This is a genomic window from Nonomuraea sp. NPDC052634, assembly GCF_040678535.1.
GTDB classification, from domain to species: Bacteria; Actinomycetota; Actinomycetes; order Streptosporangiales; family Streptosporangiaceae; genus Nonomuraea; species Nonomuraea fastidiosa.
The window spans coordinates 180,187-200,700 of the sequence record NZ_JBFATY010000003.1; the positions used below are offsets into that span (position 1 = coordinate 180,187).

At 71.9% G+C, this 20,514-nt stretch carries 16 protein-coding genes; 8 read left to right on the forward strand and 8 right to left on the reverse strand.

From position 1 onward, the window contains the following. Positions 1 to 6 precede the first annotated feature (6 nt). The 3 genes from AB0K67_RS16840 to AB0K67_RS16850 all read left to right on the forward strand — a co-directional run bounded on the left by AB0K67_RS16840 (position 7) and on the right by AB0K67_RS16850 (position 2,859). A complete protein-coding gene (locus AB0K67_RS16840) occupies positions 7 to 1,047 on the forward strand; it encodes an iron-containing alcohol dehydrogenase family protein (RefSeq protein ID WP_364061353.1) in 1,041 nt (346 codons plus the stop codon). Beyond that, complete coding sequence (locus AB0K67_RS16845; RefSeq protein ID WP_364060078.1) at positions 1,025 to 1,792, forward strand: CDP-alcohol phosphatidyltransferase family protein; 768 nt, start codon at positions 1,025 to 1,027, stop codon at positions 1,790 to 1,792. The genes AB0K67_RS16840 and AB0K67_RS16845 overlap by 23 nt, the downstream gene beginning before the upstream one ends. 182 nt (positions 1,793 to 1,974) lie before the next feature. After that, positions 1,975 to 2,859 carry a glycosyltransferase gene (locus AB0K67_RS16850; protein WP_364060081.1) on the forward strand — a complete coding sequence of 295 codons (885 nt, stop codon included), beginning with the start codon at positions 1,975 to 1,977 and terminating at the stop codon, positions 2,857 to 2,859. A gap of 132 nt (positions 2,860 to 2,991) precedes the next feature. On the opposite strand, the gene AB0K67_RS16855 is transcribed toward AB0K67_RS16850, so the two are convergent. The 5 genes from AB0K67_RS16855 to AB0K67_RS16875 form a co-directional block, all read right to left on the reverse strand. Beyond that, on the reverse strand, positions 2,992 to 3,705 hold the full coding sequence (locus AB0K67_RS16855; protein WP_364060084.1) for an acetoacetate decarboxylase family protein: 714 nt from the start codon (positions 3,703 to 3,705) through the stop codon (positions 2,992 to 2,994). 176 nt (positions 3,706 to 3,881) lie between these two features. Further along, positions 3,882 to 4,913, reverse strand: coding sequence for a glycosyltransferase (locus tag AB0K67_RS16860; protein ID WP_364060087.1), 1,032 nt, complete (start codon positions 4,911 to 4,913; stop codon positions 3,882 to 3,884). A 56-nt stretch (positions 4,914 to 4,969) separates the two neighbouring features. Further along, entirely contained in the window at positions 4,970 to 7,207 is a 2,238-nt protein-coding gene (locus AB0K67_RS16865) for an acyltransferase family protein (RefSeq protein ID WP_364060090.1), read from the reverse strand. Positions 7,208 to 7,468: 261 nt separating this feature from the next. After that, positions 7,469 to 9,037, reverse strand: coding sequence for an LCP family protein (locus AB0K67_RS16870; RefSeq protein WP_364060093.1), 1,569 nt, complete (start codon positions 9,035 to 9,037; stop codon positions 7,469 to 7,471). Between the two features lie 241 nt (positions 9,038 to 9,278). After that, a complete protein-coding gene (locus tag AB0K67_RS16875) occupies positions 9,279 to 10,688 on the reverse strand; it encodes a hypothetical protein (protein ID WP_364060096.1) in 1,410 nt (469 codons plus the stop codon). 347 nt (positions 10,689 to 11,035) lie between these two features. On the opposite strand from AB0K67_RS16875, the gene AB0K67_RS16880 reads away from it, so the two are divergent. The 3 genes from AB0K67_RS16880 to AB0K67_RS16890 all read left to right on the forward strand — a co-directional run bounded on the left by AB0K67_RS16880 (position 11,036) and on the right by AB0K67_RS16890 (position 15,310). Further along, complete coding sequence (locus AB0K67_RS16880; protein ID WP_364060099.1) at positions 11,036 to 13,216, forward strand: hypothetical protein; 2,181 nt, start codon at positions 11,036 to 11,038, stop codon at positions 13,214 to 13,216. Between the two features lie 100 nt (positions 13,217 to 13,316). Further along, positions 13,317 to 14,246, forward strand: coding sequence for a glycosyltransferase family 2 protein (locus AB0K67_RS16885; RefSeq protein ID WP_364060102.1), 930 nt, complete (start codon positions 13,317 to 13,319; stop codon positions 14,244 to 14,246). A gap of 2 nt (positions 14,247 to 14,248) precedes the next feature. Next, positions 14,249 to 15,310, forward strand: coding sequence for a glycosyltransferase family 4 protein (locus AB0K67_RS16890; protein ID WP_364061356.1), 1,062 nt, complete (start codon positions 14,249 to 14,251; stop codon positions 15,308 to 15,310). Here the strand turns inward: AB0K67_RS16890 and AB0K67_RS16895 are convergent. From AB0K67_RS16895 to AB0K67_RS16905, 3 genes are all read right to left on the reverse strand, one after another. After that, complete coding sequence (locus tag AB0K67_RS16895; RefSeq protein WP_364060105.1) at positions 15,211 to 16,170, reverse strand: lysylphosphatidylglycerol synthase transmembrane domain-containing protein; 960 nt, start codon at positions 16,168 to 16,170, stop codon at positions 15,211 to 15,213. The two genes, AB0K67_RS16890 and AB0K67_RS16895, sit on opposite strands and share 100 nt — an antisense overlap. A gap of 9 nt (positions 16,171 to 16,179) precedes the next feature. Then, the gene (locus tag AB0K67_RS16900; protein ID WP_364060108.1) at positions 16,180 to 17,256 is read right to left on the reverse strand and encodes a hypothetical protein; all 1,077 of its coding nucleotides are present in this window, start codon (positions 17,254 to 17,256) and stop codon (positions 16,180 to 16,182) included. 189 nt (positions 17,257 to 17,445) lie between these two features. Beyond that, entirely contained in the window at positions 17,446 to 18,609 is a 1,164-nt protein-coding gene (locus AB0K67_RS16905; protein WP_364060111.1) for an SPFH domain-containing protein, read from the reverse strand. 93 nt (positions 18,610 to 18,702) lie between these two features. Between AB0K67_RS16905 and AB0K67_RS16910 the strand changes: the two genes are divergently transcribed. Together AB0K67_RS16910 and AB0K67_RS16915 are read left to right on the forward strand one after the other, a co-directional pair. Next, the gene (locus AB0K67_RS16910; protein WP_364060114.1) at positions 18,703 to 19,542 is read left to right on the forward strand and encodes a methyltransferase domain-containing protein; all 840 of its coding nucleotides are present in this window, start codon (positions 18,703 to 18,705) and stop codon (positions 19,540 to 19,542) included. Beyond that, a complete protein-coding gene (locus AB0K67_RS16915) occupies positions 19,539 to 20,444 on the forward strand; it encodes a lysylphosphatidylglycerol synthase transmembrane domain-containing protein (protein ID WP_364060117.1) in 906 nt (301 codons plus the stop codon). The genes AB0K67_RS16910 and AB0K67_RS16915 overlap by 4 nt, the downstream gene beginning before the upstream one ends. The last annotated feature ends 70 nt before the right edge of the window (positions 20,445 to 20,514 follow it).

The following is a 20,514-nucleotide window of genomic DNA, read 5'->3' on the forward strand; positions in this document are numbered from 1 at the left end:
GCGAGGATGTTGCCCGCGCCGCTGACCATGGACGTCAGGCGGGGCGCGGTGGCCGAGCTCGGCGCCCTGCTGGCCGACAGCCGCGTGGCCACCTCCGGACGGGTCGCCGTGGCCGTCGGCCCCGGCCAGGGTGACCACATCGAGAGCCTCATCGCCCCCACGCTGGGCGAGGCCGAGGTGTTCAGGGTGGCCGACGGCACGGTCGACGCGGCCGTCTCGCTCGGGGCCGACCTGCGCAAGGGCGCCTACGAGGTGGTGGTGGGCGTCGGCGGCGGCAAGACGATCGACGCCACCAAGTACGCCGCGTCGCTGGCCGGCATCCCCATGGTCGCCGTGGCCACCAACCTGTCGCACGACGGCATCTGCTCGCCGACCGCCTCGCTGGTCTACGAGGGCGGCAAGGGTACGTTCGGGGTGCCGATGCCGCTGGCCATCCTGGTCGACCTCGACTTCGTGCACAACGCGCCGAAGTCGCTGGTGCGTGCGGGCATCGGCGACGTCATCAGCAACCTGTCGGCGATCGAGGACTGGCAGCTCGGCAACGTCGAGCGCGGAGAGCCCATCGACGGACTCGCCTGCTCGATGTCGCGCACCGCCGCCGAGGCGCTCATCGGGCGCACCGACTCGATCGAGTCCGACGCGTTCCTGACCGTGCTCGCCGAATCGCTGATCCTGTCGGGCATGTCCATGGTGGTCGCGGGCTCATCCCGGCCCGCGAGCGGTGGAGATCATGAGATCCTTCATGCCGTGGATCAGCTCTTCCCCGGCACCTCCAACCACGGCGAGCTCGCCGGCATCGGTGCCGCCTTCTGCTTCTTCCTGCGTGAGGACCACGCCCGCGTGCAGCAGGTGGTCGGCTGCCTGCGCCGCCACGAGCTGCCCGTCGTGCCCGGCGACATCGGGCTGACGGAAGAGCAGTTCGCCGAGGTCGTCGCGCTGGCCCCGGCCACTCGCCCCGGCCGTTACACGATCCTGGAACACCTGCGCATGCAGGAATCGGAGATCCGCGATCGGGTGGGGGACTATGTCCGGGCCTTCGGTAGCTGAGTTCAGGCAGGTGGCCCAGCCCCCGGGCCACCTGGAGCGCCGCAACGGCGAGCACTGGGCGGGCGTGCTCTACATGCGCCGGCTGTCCATCTACGTCACCTGGGCGCTGGCCAAGACCCCGGTCACGCCCAACCAGCTCACCTGGGTGATGACGGTGGCCGGGGTGGCGGCCGGGTTCGTGCTCGCCCTGCCTGGGCTGTGGGCGGCCGTGGGCGCCGCCCTGCTCATCCAGGTCTACCTGCTGCTCGACTGCTCCGACGGCGAGCTGGCCCGCTGGACGGGCAAGACCTCGCTGGCCGGGGTCTACCTCGACCGGGTGGGCGCCTACTTCGCCGAGGCCGCCGTACTGGCCGGGCTGGGCTGGCGGGCCTCGGCGGTGCTGCCCGACTGGTACACCGTGCTCGGCTTCGCCGGGGCGCTCGGCGCCATCCTCATCAAGGCCGAAAGCGACCTGGTGGAGGTGGCCAGGGCCAAGGGCGGGCTTGGCGCGTCGAGCGAGGCGGCGGCCGTGCAGTTCCGCTCGGGGCTGCTGGGGCTGGGCAGGCGGGTGCTCGCGGCCACCAGGTTCCACCGCATCATGCAGCCCATCGAGCTGTCACTGCTCGCGGTGGTGGCCGCGGTGATCGACGCGGTGGCCGGCGTGCCGACGGCGACGCGGGTGCTGGTCGTGGCCTGCGCGGTGGCGGCGGCGTTGCAGGTCGTGCTGCATCTGATCAGCATCATGGCATCGAGGCGACTTGCTTGATCTCGCCCGGAACCGCTCGGGCGTCTTGTCCGTCGTATTGATCGGACGTCCGCGGTTCGGTGGGGGTTCACTGTCGGTTCCGATACGCTTAGCTTCACCATCCAGACCATGCAGACCAGCAGACTCGGTGATCATGAAAGAATGCTCCGCTCGTGTTCTCAACGCGTCAGGACAGTGATTCGTTGAAGATCTCGTGCGTCATCCTCACCATGGGCAACCGGGTCGCGGAGCTGAACCGGGCGGTCGAGTCCGCGCTCAACCAGGTCGACGGAGACGTCGAGGTGGTGATCGTAGGCAACGGAGCCGACGTGCCGGAGTTGTCGGCGACGCCACCCGAGGGTTCGGCCGCGGTCGTGAAGTCCATCCGGCTCGAACACAACACCGGCATTCCCGCCGGCCGCAACCGGGGCGTCGAGGAGTGCTCCGGTGACGTCGTGCTGTTCCTCGACGACGACGGCTGGTACGCCGACCAGAAGGTCGTCTCCCACGTGCGCGACCGCTTCGCCACCGAGCCCGACCTGGCCGTCATCAGCTTCCGGGTGATGGACCCCGACGGCGGCATCGGCCAGCGCCGCCACGTGCCGCGCCTGCGCGCGGGCGACCCGCAGCGCTCGTCCCCGGTCACCACGTTCCTGGGCGGCGCGTCCGCGGTCAGGCGCTCGGCCTTCCTCCAGGTCGGCGGGCTGCCCGAGCGGTTCTTCTACGCCCACGAGGAGACCGACCTGGCCTGGCGGCTGCTGGGCGAGGGCTACCGCATCGAATACGACGCCGAGACGGTGATGTACCACCCGCAGGTGCCGCCCACCAGGCACGCGGAGTTCTACCGCCTCAACGCCCGCAACCGCGTCTGGCTGGCCCGGCGCAACCTGCCGTGGCCGCTCGCGGTCATCTACCTCCTCAACTGGGTGGTGCTCACGCTGGTGCGCGAGCGCGGCTCGTCGGGCGCGCTCAAGGCGTGGTTCGGCGGCTTCATCGAGGGGCTGCGCACTCCGGCGGGCGAGCGGCGTCCCATGGCGTGGCGCACCGCGTGGCGGATGGTCAAGCTCGGCCGCCCGCCGATCGTCTGACCGCCGCCGACCCGCAGCTGATCGGGCAGGCCCGCTGCGGGCCTGCCGCACGGCTCGCCCGGCCGGCCCGCCGCACAGCTCGGGGCCTGCCCGCACAGCTTGCGGGCCTGCCTCATAGCTTGCGGGCCCGCCTCAGAGTTCGCGGGCCTCGCCGAAGCACATCGCGGCGTGCGCGACCGTCGTGCTGAACATCGCCCGCTTGGGCAGCCCCAGCTCGCTCAGCTCCTTGGCGACGGGATGGTTGCCGAGGCGAATCAGCGCGCCGCTGGGCCGCATCCTGGCGCCGCGCACCCGTACGGTCCACGGCACCACCCGCGTCACCCCGTCACAGTGCGTGTACGCGTCGAGCGGCGCCATCACGCCCGCCCCCGGCACCGGCACACCCGGCTTGATCAGCATGTCGAGCACCAGCCGCCCGTCCTTGCGCAGAACGCACCGCTTGTACGGCGACGCCAGCCGCAGCTCGATGTCGGCCAGCTCCTTCGGGAACCCCCACAGCGACCGCCCGGCCTCCAGCGTGAACCCCTGGTCCACCGGCAGCCAGTGCACGAACACCCCCGCGTGCCGCAGCTCACCCGGCCCCACGGACGCGGGCGCGCCGGGCCTGCGCACCAGGAAGGCCATGCCGAACTCGTGGTAGGTGTCGAGGTCGCCGTCGCGGTAGTCGACGAACACCAGCAGGCAGGCGGCCTTGCCGGGCAGCACCTCGGTGACGTCGAGCCCGGAGTAGGCGATCACCGCTCGCGCGGCGTCGGCACGCACAGGGTAGAGGGCACTGCACACCTCGGCGTCCCTCACCCGCACGGGCATGTCCACCGTCCGGCCCTGGATCAGATGCGATGCCATGAGTCCAGTACATCAACCGCCCCGCTCCGTGGCCATTCCCACCGCCGCGGTTGCGGCTGTGTCGGGGGAAAGGGGGCCGACCTGCCGGGGTCAGGTGATGGCGGCCGTGTCGGAGGGAAGGGGGGCGACCTGCCGGCCAGGTGGTGGTGGCCGTGTCGGGGAGGGAGGCGGACCGGTCAGGGGCGGGTGGCGTCCGGCTTGCGCCGGAGCCGCGTGAGCGTCGGCCGTGCCGGGGCGGGGGCGGGCTGGACGGCCGGGGCGTGGGTGGTGGCGCCGGCCCACGACTCGGCGCGGCGGACGAAGGCGGGCGCGTGATCGGGCCAGTGGTGGTTCAGCCGGGCCTGCGCGTGCCCCTCTTTGCCCAGCCGCACCCGCAGCTCCGGGTCCTCTTTCAGATCCAGTACGGCGTTCAGCACCGCGTCCACGTCCAGCGGCACCACCATCCCGCACCCGGCCGCCTCGACCGGCCCCGCGCCCTGCGGTGTGGTGACCACGGGCAGCCCACGACCCATGTAGTCGAGGATCTTGGTGGGTACGGCGGTCACCGACGAGTCGGCCAGGGACAGGCCCGCCAGCGCGCCCTCGGACATGCGCAGGGCGTGCCGGAGCGGCACGTAGCCGTACCAGTCGAGCAGGCCGACCCGTTGCGCGTCGCGCAGCAGCGGCCGCACGCCGGGTGCGGCGGCCCCGATGAGATCGACCCGGATGCCGTGCGGCACCAGGCGCTCGGCCAGCCCGATCAGCTCCATCACGCCGCGCTCGACCGACAGGCGGCCGATGTGCACGACCCTGGTGTCGCCTGGCGGGAGCGGCGCGGGGGACACCAGTGTCGCCTCCGGCACCTCGGCCGGCGTGATCACCTGATGGCGCCGCCGCGCGCGGTCCAGCCGCTTGGGCGCGACCTGCTCGCGGACGTCCCAGACGACCGGAGGACGCCGGTGCGGCAGCGCGCGCAGTAGCCGGTGCTCGTGCACGATCAGCAGGTCGGCGCCGCGCAGGGCGCGCCTGAGCGCGGCCCTGACCCGGCCCGGGGAGGCGAGGTGCGCCACGTCCACCGCGCTCAGCTCGACGGCGGGCGTCACGTTGAAGTGAGTGAACGGTGCCACATAGGTCACCTCGTGGCCCGCGTCGAGCAACGCCCGGATCTGGCGGTGCATGATCCGGGCGTCCTCGGGATGGTGGACGGTCGTGGCGACACATGCACGCATGGATCGATGCTCCGCGCCCGTCCGGTCAACGGCGTTAATGCGAAAGGAACGGTCGCTTAACTTCGCGAAGGCCGGCGATAGAGCCAGGTGAGGCGCGGCTCCAGCATCCACTTGAAGAGCGTGCGGGTCTGCGGCAGGCACAGAATGATCGCCAGCAGGAAGCCGCACGACGAGATGGCCAGCACGCCCAGCGGACCGTACAGCCACGGCACCGACAGCCAGCCCATCTCCTTGGCGATCAGCACCGGGACGCCGTGGAGGAGGTAGCAGTAGAGCGTGCGGGTGCCGAGGTCGGTGTACCAGGTCTCCTTCCTGGGCACCAGCGCCAGGATCGCGAAGCACATCGCCAGCGCGCAGATCAGCAGGCCCGTGCGCACGCCCAGGCCCATCCACCAGGACACGTGGAGGTCCTGGTAGCTGTTCTTGTAGTAGAACGGGCCGAGCGGCGCCTTGGGCGCGATGAGGATCGCCACCGCCGCCGCGCCCAGGATGGTGAAGACCGCGACCACCTTGATCCACGTGCGGTTGAGCATGTCGAAGTGCTCGGGCTGCAGGACCAAACCGATGACGAAGAACGGCAGCAGGCCGAAGAAGCGGTCCATGCTGAAGTCGCCCGAGATCTGCGAGAACCCGGCGAACAGGTAGATCGCGATCGCCACCGGCACCGGGTACCTCATCCGCTTCCACACCGGTGTGGACAGCCGCCAGAACAGCAGCGCCAGCAGGTACCAGTTGAGCCAGGCCGGGTCGATGATCGTCAGGCTCCACTTCTGGCCCAGCGCGAAGCGCAGCGCGGCGTAGCCGACCTCGACGATCACGTACGGGATGAGGAACGTGTCGACGAGCTTGTTGGTCTTCGCGTTGGAGTTCCAGAAGTTCCTGGACAGGAAGCCGCTGATCACCACGAACAGCGGCATGTGGAAGGTGTAGATGAAGATGTAGGCCGCGCGCGCCGAGTCCGCCGACAGCGTCGGCACCAGCGAGTGGCCGATCGGCACCAGCGCGATCAGGAGGAACTTGACGTTGTCGAGGAACGGGTCGCGCTTGCGCTTCGGCCGCTCGGGCTGCTGCTGCGGCTCGGGCCGCTCCTGCGTACGCGTGCCCGTGCCCGCCGCCGCTGCGTCCTGCGATCCCCTGCGCCGCTGACCGCCGGTCGCGGCCTGGCCGGCCTGTCGTGCCGCCGGCTGCCCGGCCTCCTGAGCCGCCGCCGGGGCCGTCGCTCGTGCGACGGGCTCCTCGGCCGCCCTCCTGGCCCGCCTGCCCTCGGGGGCGGCGGCACGGGCCTGCGCCCGCGCGTCACCCGCCTCCGGAGCCCGGCCACGGCCCTGGGTACGCGCGTCGGCGGTCTCCGCGGCCCGGCCACGGCCCTGGCGGGCGTCACTGACCTCCGGAGCCCGGCCACGGCCCTGAGGACGTGCCTCGCCGGCCTCCGGGCTCCGGCCGTGAGCCGGGGAACGCTGCGCGCCGCCCTCAGCACGCCGGTCACGGGAGACCGGCTGCCCGGCATCGCCACGGCGACCGCCGGCGACAAGCCGCCCCGGCTCGCCGCCACGCCCGTTGGCCACGGACCGTCCGGTCTCAGCGCTGCGGCCGTCAGCGGCCGGCTGCCCGGCCTCGGCACCGCGGCCGCCGGCCACAGGCCGTCCAGTCTCGGCGGCGCGCCCGTTGGCGGCCTGCTGCCCGGTCTCACCGCCGCGCCCGTTGGCGGCCGGCTGCCCGGCGGCCTCCGGAGAGCGGCTCTGGAAGTGCGAGCGTCCCGCGTCCCGGCCGTCGCCGAACGGCTGACCGTCCTCGGCGTGGCGGCCACGCGAGAACGCGTGTCCGGCGTCGGAGCGGCGCCCGTTGGAGAGTGCGGCGTCCGGCGCCGCGCTGCCGAAGTACGGGTGCACGGCCTCGGAGCCGCGGTCGCCGGAGCGGGTGCTACCGGCGGCCGAGCCGCGGTCACCAGCGCCGGAGTGGCGGCCGTCGGCGTGCGGGTGTCCGGCGTCGGAGCCGGGGCCGTCGGCGTGCGGGTGTCCGGCGTCGGAGCCGGGGCCGTCGGCGTGCGGGTGGCCGGCGTCGGAGTGGCGGCCGTCGGTGTACGGGTGCCCGGCCTCCGCGTGCCGGCCGTTGGAGCGCGATCGTCCTGACTCCGCGTCGCGGGCGCGCGAGCGCCCGGCCTCGGGGCTGGTGCCGCGAGGCCGGGGCTCGGGAGCCGGGTCCTCCGGTGTGACGGCCGGCTGGGGCTGCGTCAGCTCGCCTGGCGCCACACCGTGCGGGTCGGTGGACTCGCTCCAGAAGGTCTCTTCCGGCATCGGCCAACGGGCTCCCGTGTTGGCAGGTCCCTCCTCATCGGGACGCCGGGGGGTCGTGGCCGGTCGGGAGGATCTGGTGTCAGACACAGAAGGAAGTCGCTCAGCTTCGCTCGGGGCCGGGGAACACGACGGCAGCGCGGTCATGGACCGTACACGGCCCGTTTCGCGCTGCGTCGCCGACCCGCAACAGCCTAGCCCGCCTCAGGAGTCCTGTCTCTCGTAGAGGGCCGGAACGAGACGTTACACAGCGAACTTGGAGCCTCAGGTGCACACGTTCTTCTGCTCTGACGCGGTGATGGTGCTGTTCTTGACGCTGTCGGGCAGCTTGGTGACCTTGACCGACTCGAAGTCCTCGCCCACCACGAGCTGCATCACCGGGGTGCCCTTGGCGGGCGCTCCGGCGGTGGTCGTGGTGGCCGCCGAGGTGTACGGCTGCGCCCCGGCCGCCTTCACCTTGCCGGCGGCGGTCTGCGGCTTGGGCAGGACGGCTCCGGCGAGCGTGTCGGCGTAGTCGGACCCGGTGGCGGCCGTCTTGGCGTAGTGGATCTCGGTCTTGGCCAGGCTCGCGCCGCCGGGGGCCTCGTAGTTGCCCAGGCCCACGACGTTGAAGCCCTGCTTGGCCAGCATGTCGGCGACCTCGCGGGCCTTGCCGACGGTCTTGGTGCCGTTGAGCACCTGGACGCGCACCTGCTCCGGCTTGATCTTCGCCTTCGGCTTGGCGGCCGTCTGGGTGCCCGTCTCGGCCGGCTTGGTGACCTCGGTGTCGGTCTTGATCGCGGTGAACAGCTCGTTGGCGTCGGGCTGTTTCCAGACCACCCGGTTCGGGTCGTCGGGGTCGGGCAGCCAGGGCACCGTGGTGAACTGCACACCGTTGGCCGTCATCTTCTTGGCGCTCATCGCGATCTCGATGAGCCGTTCGGTGTCGTTGGCCAGCTCGGGGTCCATGGTGACGGAGCTGGCGGCGGCGGCGATGAAGTCGCGCAGCCGGCCCACGTCGGTCAGCAGCTCGCTGCTGGTGGCCTTGGCGACGACCTTGCTGAGGAAGATCTGCTGGCGCTTGATGCGCTGGATGTCGCTGCCGTCGCCGTACTTGCGCAGGCGTACGTAGCCGAGCGCCTTCTCACCGTCGAGCAGGCTCTTGCCGGGCGGCAGCACCAGCTTGGACGCCTTGTCGTTGACGCCGGACTTCAGGCAGATCTCGATGCCGCCGAGCGCGTCGACGATGTTCTTGAAGCCGCTGAAGTCGACCTCGACGAAGTGGTTGATGCGGATGCCGGTGAGCGTTTCGAGTGTGGAGATCGTGCAGGCGATGCCGCCCGTGTTGTACGCCGAATTGATCATGTCGCGGCGCGGCGGCATCTCCTGCTTGGTGGTCTCGTTCTTGCACTTGGGGATCTGCACCATGGAGTCGCGCGGGAAGCTGATCAGCCGCGCCTTGTCCCGGTCGGGGGACAGGTGCAGGAGAATGATCGTGTCGGTGCGCTTGCCGCCCGCGTCGGAGGTGCGGGCCATCTTCTGTCCGTATTTCGCGTTGCCGGCCCCCGCCCGCGTGTCGGAGCCGACGAGCAGCACGTTGAGCGCGCCGGTGTCGGGCGGTCGCGGGTTGATGATGTCTTCTTTGACGCTCTTTTCGTTGATGTTGCCGAAGGCGTCGCGGTAGGCGGTGTACGCGGTGAGCGCGCCCGCCACCATGGCCGTGGTGACGCCGACGCTGACCCACGCCAGCACGCGCATCTTGGTCTGGCCGCCGCCCGAGCCGCCGGAACGGTGGCCGCGCGGGGGACGGTCGTCGGGCGGTGGCGGCGGTGCGGCCGCCGCTCTGCGCGCCATCCGGCTGCCCGGCTGCGTGGGGGCGGATCGTCGGCCGTGTGCGGAATCGACTACCGGCACGCTCCTGTAGTCAGTCATACGCCCCCCGACCTCACTCCTTGCGCCGCCGGTTCGGCCGCTTCGCGCCACGAGACTAGGTCACGTACGGCGTGCCACGGGCCATGAACGTGGGGAACGGCCGTGACCCGGGCGTGATGTTTCCGCGGCACAGCATACTCAGAGCCGGACATTTGGTGGAATATCATCGCCAAACTCTTTCTCCGCGACCAGGTCGTCCTCGCTCGTCGCGTCGTCGTTCGCGTCGTCTCACCTCCGCGGGCCCGATGGCGAGGGCCGCCGCCAGGCAGGCCACCGGTACGGCCGGCAGCACGTACCGGTAGTCGAACTCGGCGGCCGCGGCCGGTGTGATCAGCAGCACGACGGCCACCGACCAGGGCACCAGCCAGGCCGGAGGCGCCGCGAGGTGCCTGCCCGCGCGCCTGCGGGCGATCACCGCCACCGGTGGCACGAGCAGGATCGCCAGCAGCAGCGATCCGGGCAGGCGTGCCACGCTCTGGTAGGCCCGAAGCCAACCGGCATACGGCTCGACGATCTCCGTACCGATCGCACCCTGCTCGTAGAGCTTGGCATACTCGGCGCCCACCTGTGCGGGATAGCGGCCAGGCGGGCCCGGCCGCTCGGCAGGGAACTGGTAGTAGCCGTAGATCTCGGCGTCGGGGTAGATCGGCCGGTCCCAGCGGAACGTACGGGCCAGCTCCGCCAGCATCGACTTCGCGTAATCGAGCGGCTGCGAGGTGATCGCGAGCATCGCGAACCTCGCCGCGAGGTCGTCGGTCTCCTTCGTGAACGTGATGCCGGGACGCCGCACCAGCGGGGAGTCCTGGGCCCAGATGTACTCCTGCGACGGCGGCCGCTGGTCAGGCGGGCGCGGGTCGCACAGCTCCCTGAGGTCGGGCGGCGGGTCCATCTCGGCGCAGTCGGCGAACGACATCGTGCGGGCGTACAGGAACACTCCGTTCGCACCTATCAGGCCCACCCGCTGGTAGGTGGCGTAGAACCAGGCGCCGTACGCGATGACCGGCACCAGCGCCGCGGCCAGCAGCACCCCGGCGGGCTTGATCCGCCCGCGCAGCAGGAACCAGGCCGCCAGTACCACGATGAGCGGCTGCCCGACGGTCCTCGTCAGCGTGGCGGCGGCGAGCAGCAGCCCGATGCCCGCAAGCGTGAGCGCCGCCGGCCGCGTCCGCACGGCCAGCACCACCGCGCTCGCCACGAGGAACATGAACAGCGTGTCCGAGACGAGCAGGTGCTCCAGCTCGATCTGGTACGCGTCCAGCAGCACCGGTACCGTCGCCAGCGTCGCCACCCACCTGGGTGCGCGGCGGGCCGCCCGGTAGATCAGCACGCCCGTCGCGAGGCCCAGCAGGTGCTGCGCCGCCGTCACCGCGCCGAACGCGTGCAGCGGCTCCAGCAGCTTGAGGAACATCGAGTAGCCGGCCGGGCGCACCAGGTCGGGGCGGGGCCTGAAGACGGTGACGATGTAGGTGTAGGAGTCGGGGAACCACAGGGCGGGGCGGTAGCCGAGCATCGCGAGCGCCCGAAGCACCGCACCGAGCCCCAGCACCAGCAGGAACCATCGGTGCCGCCGCACCCGGTCACGCACCCCGGCCGCCCGCCGCCTCCTGCCCCGGCCGGGGCTTTCGGCCTCGGCGGGCTTTCCGGCCTCGGCGTGCTCTCCGGCCTCGGCGGGCTCTCCGGACCGCCTGAGCCGTCCCGGAGTCGCGGGTTTTGCGGCGTCTCCGAGATCCGCTGCGTCGGCGGGCTCCCCGGGCCTTCCGGCGTGCGCTTCCGCCATCACCCGCTGGTCCTCCCCATTTCCGGCACGTCGCGTACGCTACCGGCGTTCTCGACCTGCCCGAGCCTCCGGCCCGTCCCGAGCGCCCCTACGGCCGCCCGCGGCCACGGCAGGTCCGCGGGGTTGGATACGCTCGGTCTCCGATGGAACACGATCATCGTCCCGGCCGGTGGCTCGCCACGCTGTCGGTGCTGCCCGCGCTGGCCGTGGCGGGCTGGCTGCTCGCCGGGTTCCCGCTGCTGCTGCTCGGCTGGTTCACGCCGGTCCCCGTCACGATCCTCGGCGTGGCCGCGGCGGCGCTGCTGTGCTGGGCGGGCACCCGCGGCCTGCGGGCCGGGGCGGCCGGGGTTCCGGTCCGGGACGGCGGACCCGAGAGCCCGGTTCAGGAGAGCGAACCCAACGGCCCGGTCCGGGACGGCGAGCCCGAGAGCCCGGCACGGGACCGCGCACCGAAGAGCCTCGTCCAGGACGAGCCCGACGGCTGGGGGCTGCGGGCGGCCTGGTGGCAGCTCTTCGGAGTCGTGGGCGTGGCGCTGGCCTCCGGGATCTTCAACGCGCTCCTGCACTCGGAGCAGCTCGCCGTCAGGCGAGACCCGGCCACCTACGCCCAGTACGCCGCCTGGATCGCCGGCCACGGCTCGCTGCCGATCCCGGTGCACCCCGAGGCGTTCGGCGGCCCGGACCCTGGCCTGGAGTTCGACAGCGTCGGGTTCTACGCCGTGGACGGCGGGGTGCTGCCGCAGTTCATGCCGGGCCCGCCGATGCTGTTCGCGATCGGCGACTGGCTGGGCGCGCCGTTCATGATGCCCGTGGTGCTCGGCGCGCTCGCGGTGCTCACGCTGGGCGGCGTGGTGGCGCGGCTGGCCGGGGCGCGCTGGGCCGTGGTCGCGGCCACGGCGTTCGCGATCTGCATGCCGGTCCTGTACACCTCGCGGACCACGTTCAGCGAGATCCCGTCGATGATCCTGCTGTTCGGCGGGCTGGCGCTGGCCTATGACGCGCTGGCGGGCACCGCGCTCACGGGAGCCGGCGACGGCCGGCCGAACCGGCTGAAGGCGCTGCTCGCCGGGCTGGTGTTCGGGCTCGCGGTGCTGGTCAGGATCGACGGGCTGCGCGACGCGCTGCCGGTGCTCGCCTTCGCCGGGCTGCTGATCGCGCTGCGCAGGCTGGGCCGCCCGGTGGGCCGCCTCGGGCCGCCGCTGCTCGCGGGGCTGGTGGCCGGCGCCGGTGTCGGGCTCGCGGCGGCGTACCTGCTGGCCAGGCCGTACCTGGAGTATCTGTCGGGCTCGGTGCGGCCGCTGCTGCTCATCAGCGCCGCCGTCCTCGTGCTGACCGCCGCGGGCACGGCCGCCGCCCCCGTGCTTGCCCGCCTCCGCATGCCCCGGTGGGTGCCGAGGACCGGCGCGGTGCTGACCGTGCTGCTCATGGTGGCCCTGTACGCCCGCCCGTGGTACCAGACGGTCACCAGGCAGCCGTCGAACCCGGACGACTGGCGCACGTACGAGATGATCCGGCAGATCCAGCGCGCCAACGGCCTGCCGGAGGACGGCACCCGCCTGTACTTCGAGAACTCCCTGCACTGGGTCACCTGGTACCTCGGCCCCGCCACGCTGGCGCTGGCCACGATCGCCGCCGCGCTCCTCGTGCGCCGCCTGCTGCGCGACGGCTCGTCGTTCGCCTGGCTGCTGCCGCTCGCGGTGGTGGGCTGGACGACGGTCACCACGCTGCTGCGGCCGGAGATCACCCCCGACCACCCGTGGGCCGCCCGCCGCCTGGTGCCGGTGGTGATCCCGGGAGTGATCCTGCTGGCCGCGTACGGGCTGACCCGGCTGCGGCGGCTGATGGACCGGCACGGCCCGCTGGTGCTCAAGTGGGGCACGGTGATGGCGGTGCTGCTGGTGCTCGCGCCGCCCGCGGTGACGTCGATCGGCACCGCGTTCACGCCGGTCGAGCGCGGCGAGGCGGCGGCGATCGAGGCGATGTGCGCGCGCCTCCCCGAGCGGGCGTCGGTGCTGTTCGTCGAGCGGGTGACCGGTGACAGGTTCGTTCAGGTCGTACGGGGGATGTGCGACCGGCCGGCGGCGAGGGTGAAGCGGCGGGGCGGCGACGTCGCGCCGCAGAGCGAGGTGCGCCGCCAGATCGAGCGGGTGCGCGCGGCGGGCCGGGTGCCGGTGCTGATGGGGGCCGAGGAGCCGCAGGTCTCGCCGTACGGACCGGCCACGCAGGTGATGCGGCTGGTCACGCGGCAGGACGAGCGGTCGCTCACTGAAGCTCCCAATGCCACTTGGTCGCTGAGAATCAACGTCTGGATGACCGTGGCCTGACCGAGATGAGTCACACTGGGAGGAGAAGTCCCGCAAGCCGGGGTCCCCGCTGGGGCGATGTGCACTCGCCTTCCAGCCGGGCAGAGTAACCTCGACCCCCGTGAGCACGCCAGAGACCCCCAAGAGTGGAACCGCCGTGGAAGAAGCGCCGTACGTCACGATCGTCCTGCCCTGCTACAACGAGCAGGACCACGTCATCGACGAGGTGGAGCGCATCACCAAGGCGATGGACTCGAGCGGCTACACGTACGAGCTCGTCGCCATCGACGACTGCTCCACCGACGAGACTCTGGCGCGGCTGAAGGAGGCCGCACCCGACTATCCGCACCTGCGCGTGCGCGCCTTCCACCGCAACGGCGGCTCCGGCACCGTGCGGCGCATCGGCACGCAGGAGGCCAGGGGCGAGATCGTGGTGTGGACCGACGCCGACATGTCCTACGCCAACGAGCGCATCCCCGAGCTGGTGCAGATTTTGGAGAAGGACCCGTCGATCGACCAGGTGGTCGGGGCGCGCACCAGCGAGGAGGGCTCACACAAGCTGCTGCGCGTGCCGGCCAAGTGGGTGATCCGCAAGATCGCGGAGATGCTGGCGGGCCAGAAGATCCCCGACCTCAACTCCGGCCTGCGGGCCTTCCGCAAAGAGGTGGCGCGGCCCTACCTGCGGCTGCTGCCCCCCGGGTTCTCGTGCGTCACGACGATCACGCTGTCGTTCCTGATGAACCAGCACGACATCTACTACCTGCCGACCGAATACTCCAAGCGGGCCGGCAAGTCGAAGTTCAGCTTCGTCTCCGACGCCTACCGCTACATCCTCCAGGTGCTGCGGATGATCATGTACTTCAACCCGCTCAAGGTGCTCATGCCGCCGGCGCTGTGGCTGGTCGGCATCGGGTTCGTCAAGGGCGTCTGGGACATGATCCAGCACCCGTTCTACTTCCCCGCCAACACCGTCATGATCTTCCTTTCGGGCATGCTGATCGGGTCCGTGGCGCTGCTCGCCGACCTGATCGTGCGCTCGCGGGGCGAGTGACCGTGCGCATCGCGATCATCGGGCCGACCTACCCGTACAAGGGCGGCGGGGCCCAGCACACCACGGAGCTGGCGCACCGGCTGTCGGCGCTCGGCCACGACGTGGTGATCGAGTCCTGGCGCGCCCAATACCCGTCGTTCCTCTACCCGGGGCAGCAGACGATCTCCGAGCCCGAGGGCACCCCGTACGACAGGACGCTGCGCAGGCTCGACTGGCGGCGGCCCGACGGATGGGTGGCCGCCGGGCGGCGGCTGCGCTCGGCGGACCTGGTCGTGCTCGCCGTGCTCAGCCCGGTGCAGGTGCCCGCCTACCTGGGCATCCTGTACGGCCTCAAGCGCCGCGCCCGCACGGTCGCGCTCTGCCACAACGTGCTGCCGCACGAGCGCAAGTTCTACGACGAGCCGCTGATGAAGGCGCTGCTCGGCCGGGTCGACGGCGTGCTCGCCCACTCCGATCAGCAGGCGGAGCTGGCGCGCGGGCTCGCCGCCACGCCGGTCAGCGTGGCCGGGCTGCCGCCGCACCTGCCGTCCACGACGGCGGAGCGCTCGCAGGAGGTGCACCGCAGGCTGCTGTTCTTCGGCATCGTGCGCCCGTACAAGGGGCTCGACCTGCTGCTGCGGGCGCTGCCCGAGGGCATCTCGCTCACCGTGGCGGGGGAGTTCTGGGGCGGGCTCGACGAGACGAAGGCGCTGATCGCCGAGCTGGGCATCGGCGACCGGGTGGACCTGCGGCCCGGCTACGTCGCGGCGAGCGAGGTGCCGAAGCTGTTCGCCACCGCCGACGCGCTCGTGCTGCCCTACCGCAGCGCCACGGCGAGCCAGAACGTCTGGCTCGGCCACGAGCACGGCGTGCCGGTGATCGCCACCCGGGTGGGCGCGCTGGCCGAGCACATCACCGACGGCGTGGACGGCCTGCTGGTCGAGCCCAACGACGTGGGCGCGCTGCGCGAGGCGATCGAGCGGTTCTACGCCTCGGGCGAGCCCGAGAGGTTGCGGTCGGGGGTCAAGGCGGTCGATCCCGAGCCGTTCTGGTCGGCGTACGCGGGGGCCTTGCTCGCCGCCTGACGGCCGAGGAGCATGAACAGCCCCGCCAGCGCGGCGTCGGCCAGCGTGAACGCCACCCGCGACACGATCGCCACCGCGAGCGCCGCGGGCGTGCCGATGAGCGGCCCCAGCACCAGCACCAGGGCGCCCTCCCTGATGCCGACCCCGGCCGGGATCACGACGGCCAGGATGCCGGTTGCCCAGGCGAACGCGTAGGCGCCGGTGGCGATCACGTAGAGGTCGGTGCGGCCCGCGACGAGCCAGATGTGCAGGCCGTAGACGATCCAGCCGAGCGCCGTCCAGCCCACCGCCACCAGCACCGTACGGCCGGGCAGTGCGTTCTCCAGCGGCTCCCTGCGCGCGACCCGCAGCGCCAGGTTGAGGCCCCAGGTCAGCACCTTCGGGTGCAGGCAGACGATGATGACCGGCACCAGCAGCACGAGGTACCACGCCTGCCGCACCGCCTCCTGCGTGCCGAGCGTGGCCGCCGCGATCGAGATCGCCACCCCGAGGTTGATCACCAGGCCGAGCGAGATCGTGGCGAACGTGCGGCGCGGCGGGCTGCCGTGGTCGCGGCCGAGGTCCATCATCGCCGCGTACGCCCACACCGCGCCCGGGATGTACTTCCCGAGCTGGCCCACGAACATGATCCGCCCGGCGATCGGCAGCGGCAGCCGCGTGCCCAGCCCCGCGAGGATCTCCCGCCAGGCCACCAGCATGAAGAACTGACCGAGCAGCACGGAGCCGAACGCGCCGGCCACGGCCCACGGCGACATGCGCGACAGTGCGGCGCTGGTCTCCTGCCAGTTGGAGGCGATCCCGTAGCCGAGGAAAGCGAGCGCGACCAGAGCGAGATAGATGCGCAGCAGTCGGCGGAGCATCAGGCCAGGTTACGCGCGGTACGTCTGGTAAAGCCAGACGACGCAGGCGACGAGCGCCAGCGCGGCCGTCACCGCCGCGACGATCTTCACCACGCTGTACGGCCGCTCGCCCTGCACCTCCCCGCTCACGCCGTTGATGAGCACCTGGTACGTCTTGCCGCCGAACAGGTAGTTGCCCACCCACACCGGCAGCAGCACCAGCTTGAACGTGACGTCCGAATAGTGCGTGTCCACCCGGTGCACCTGCTGAACGTCGCCGCCGATGTCGCGCCGGCAGTCCGCCTCGATGACCTTGGCCATGATCCCCTTCGCCTGCTCCATGCCCGTCTGCGGCTCGACGTCGTAGCGCAGGCTGTGGTGCCCGGCCACGTACGCGGGCTCGTACGGCAGCGCCTGCTTCAGCGGCCACGGCTGCAGCTTGCCGAGGCGGTCGGCGGGGAGCCTCCGGGTGGCGGGGACCAGCACGTCGTCGAAGTCCCGGGCCACCCGGCCGCGCGCCGGATACCAGCGGGTGCGCCGCTCGCGGCGGGTGGTCGTGCGGCCGTTGGAGTCGGTGTGGGTGGTGGTGACGTAGTAGTGCTCGCCGCGCCGGCCGGTGTAGTCGGAGACCGTGCGGGCGTCGTACGTCCAGTGCGGCAGGTACGTGCTCTTCATGGTCTCCGCCTCGGAGACCTTCTTCAGCCGGCTCGGGGCGAACCAGCGGCTGCGCACCCACGTACGCAGGGCCTGCCTGGCGCCGTTCCTGTCGAGCGCGAACGGCAGCACCGCCTCGGGCGCGATCTGGTCGCCGCCCGCCGTGTCCGCCACCAGGGGAGTGCCGCAGAACTGGCAGGCCCGCGACAGCGCGTCGCTCTCGGTGCGCGCGCCGCAGCCGGGACAGGTGAACCTGTTGGGCGCGAGCGCGCGGACGCGCGGCTTGGCCAGGAAGGCGTCGTAGGAGAACTCGCGGACTGGCCGCGCGGGCGGCGCGATCCGCTGCTCGAAGCCGCAGTACGGGCAGCGCAGCGCGAGAGTCCCTGGGGTGTACTCCACGCTCGCGCCGCACCCCTGGCACGGATGGGCGGGCGTCTGGGTGGGCGAGGACATTGCTGTGCTCCTGGTCTGGGCTCCTGGTCTGGGCTCCTGGTCGGGGCTCCTGGTCGGGGCTCCTGGTCGGGGCTCCTGGTCGGGCTCTGGTCTGCGGGTCCGCGGCCGGGCGCCGGTCTGCGGGTCCGCGGCCGGGCGCCGCGCTCCTGATCGGCTCCCGGCCGCCTGCGCGGGTCTGCGGAGTCCTGGTCAGGCGGGCGGGAGCGGGGGCGGGGTGTCGCGCAGGAGCGCGGCCAGCTCGGGCACGTCGCGGGCGGGCAGCCACTGGGGCATGCCGGACGTCCACACGAGCGTGTCGGCGGTCAGCCCGGCCGCCCTCAGGTCCTTCTCCGCGTACGGGCCGCGCTGCTCGCCGCCCACCCCGAGGTACCAGGTCCGCGGCAGCGGCGGCGGGACGTCCTGAGGCGGGTGAGGCGGGACGGGCTGCGCCGCCTGCGGCGGGGCAGCCTGAGGTGCCTGCGGCGGCGCGGGCTGAGGCGCTTGCCGGCCGTGCGGGGCTTGGGGCTGGAGTGCGGCGGCGAGGTGCTGACCGGCGGCCGCCCCCATGCCCATGCCGATCCCGAGCCCCACGCCCTCGCCGGTACCGGCCGCGCCGTCCAGCGCGCCGGCCGCCTGGAAGCGGGCGTACTCGCCGAGATCCCCCACGATGCCCATCTGGGAGCGCTTGTCGAGCGCCTGCTCCACCTCGGGCGGCAGCGAGATGTTCTCGATGGTGAAGGCGGGGATCGACAGGCCCACCCCGGCGAGGTCCTCGGTCAGCGCCCGCGCGATCCGCCGGCTGATCTCGTGCTGCCCGGCGGCGAGGTCGAGCAGCGGCACGCCGGCGGTGGCGAGCGCGTGAGCGAGCCGGCCGACGACCATCTGCCGCAGGTAGCCCTCCACCTCCTCGGTGCGGAACTGCGGGTCGGTCCCGGCCAGCTCGCGCAGCAGCGCGCGGGCGTCGGTCACCCTGGCCGAGTACGCGCCGAACGCCCGCAGCCGCACCGGCCCGAACTCGGGGTCGCGCACGATGATCGGGTTGCGCGTGCCCCACTTGAAGTCGGCGAACTGCCGGGTGCTGACGAAGTACACCTCGGCCTTGAAGGGGGAGTGGAAGCCGTGCTTCCAGCCCTTCAGCGTGGACAGCACCGGCAGGTTCCGCGTCTCCAGCGTGTACGTGCCGGGCGCGAACGCGTCCGCGATGCGGCCCTCGTTGACGAAGACGGCGACCTGCGACTCGCGCACGATGAGCCGGGCGCCCATCTTGATCTCGTTGTCGTACCGGGGGAAGCGCCAGACGAGGGTGTCGCGGCTGTCGTCCAGCCATTCGACGATGTCGATGAACTCGCCGCGGATCTTGTCGAAAAGCGCCACTGTGCCCCCATTCGTCAGCGTTCCGCTGGGTCGGCCACCGTACCAAAGCCGTTTGACGTCGAAGGGGCGCGGAGGTCGGTACGGTTGGGAGTCGTGGTCAGACAACGGGTGAAGCAACGGGTCGCGCAGCTCGAATACTCCGAGTTCCAGTCCGCCATGCTCGACGAGGCGAAGCGGCGGCGGAAGGCGGCGAAGATCATCGCCGTCCTGGAGCATTTCTACGGGCCGCTCCACGGGCGCACCGTGGGCGACGTCGGCTGCTCGGCCGGCTTCATCGCCGACGAGCTGGCTCAGGCGGGCGCGAAGCACACCCTGGGCATCGACATCGACGTGCCGGGGCTGCGCAAGGCGGCCGACCGGTTCGGCGACCGGGTGGCGTTCGTCTGCGGCGACGGCACGGCGCTGCCGTTCCCCGACAACTCGATCGACGTGCTGGTGTTCAACCACATCTACGAGCACGTCGTCGACCCCGACGCGGTGGTGGCCGAGATGCACCGGGTGCTGTCCGACGACGGCGTGCTCTACCTCGGGCTCGGCAACCGGCTCGGCATCATGGAGCCGCACTACAAGCTGCCGTTCCTGTCCTACCTGCCGCCCGCGCTCGCCGACCGCTACGTGCGCGCCTTCGGCCGGGCCGACCACTACTACGAGCGGTTCAGGACCCGGCGCGGGCTGCGGAAGATGCTGCGCGCCTTCCACGTGTGGGACTACACGATCCCAGTGCTGGCCACGCCGGAGAGGTTCGCGGGCGGCGAGCTGTTCCCCGGCCTGCTCGGCAAGGTGGTCAGGGCCGTGCTCGCGCACACGCCGCGCGGGGTGCTCAGGCTGCTTCTGCCCCTCGTGCCGACATACCTGTGGGTGGCCACCAAGCGGGCGCGCAAGCCGATCGGCGCGCACCTGCCGCAGCCGCCCGAGCGAGTGCGGCCGCTGTGACCACCGACGAGGCCGCTTCCGAGGCCGTGCCCCGCCGCTCGCCGGCTCGCCGTCTGGTGAGATACGGCTTCCTGGCGATCGCGCTCGGCTTCGGCGCCTGGGCGGTGATCAGGGAGTGGGACGCCGTCGTCGCCGGCTTCGCCAGGATGTCGCCCCCGGCGCTCGGCGGCTCGCTGGTCGCGGTCGTCGCCGCCCTGCTCGGAGCCATGCTGACCTGGCGCACGCTGCTGTCCGACCTCGGCTCGCCGCTGCCGGTACGCCCGGCCGCGAAGGTGTTCTTCGTCGGCCAGCTCGGCAAGTACATCCCCGGCACGGTCTGGCCGGTGCTCGCCCAGATGGAGATGGGCCGCGACCTCGGCGTGCCGCGCACCCGCAGCGCCGCGGCGTTCTTTCTGATGATGCCCATCCAGCTCGCCACCGGCCTGCTGGTCACGCTCGTCACGCTCGGCTGGGACAGGTTCGGCTGGCTGCTGCTGTTCATCCCCGTGCTGCTCGTGGCGCTGGAGCCCAAGGTCGTCAACGCGGTGATCGGCTTCGCCCTGCGCAAGCTGCGCCGCGAGCCGCTCGAACGCCCGCTGACCAGGCGCGGCATGCTCACCGCGCTCGGCTGGGCGCTGGCCGGCTGGGTGGCCTACGGCGTCCATCTCTACTTCGTCGTCCCGCAGGGCGGCCTGCTCTTCGCCATCGGCGCGTTCGCGCTGTCGTGGTGCCTCGGCATCCTCACCTTCGTGATCCCCGCGGGCGCGGGCGTCAGGGAGGTCGCCATGGTCGCGGTGCTCGCTCCCCAGCTCGACCGCGGCTCGGCGATCGCGGTGGCCCTCGCCTCCCGCGTCGTGATCATCGCCGGCGACCTCATCTGCGCGGGCACCGCGGGAATCGCGGCGCGTCGCGACTCAGTGTGATTTGGCCCACGATTTAGGGGAGGCTGGTCATAAGCTGAAATTTCAGAGGGGGACGCCCGGTCCCGCGTTG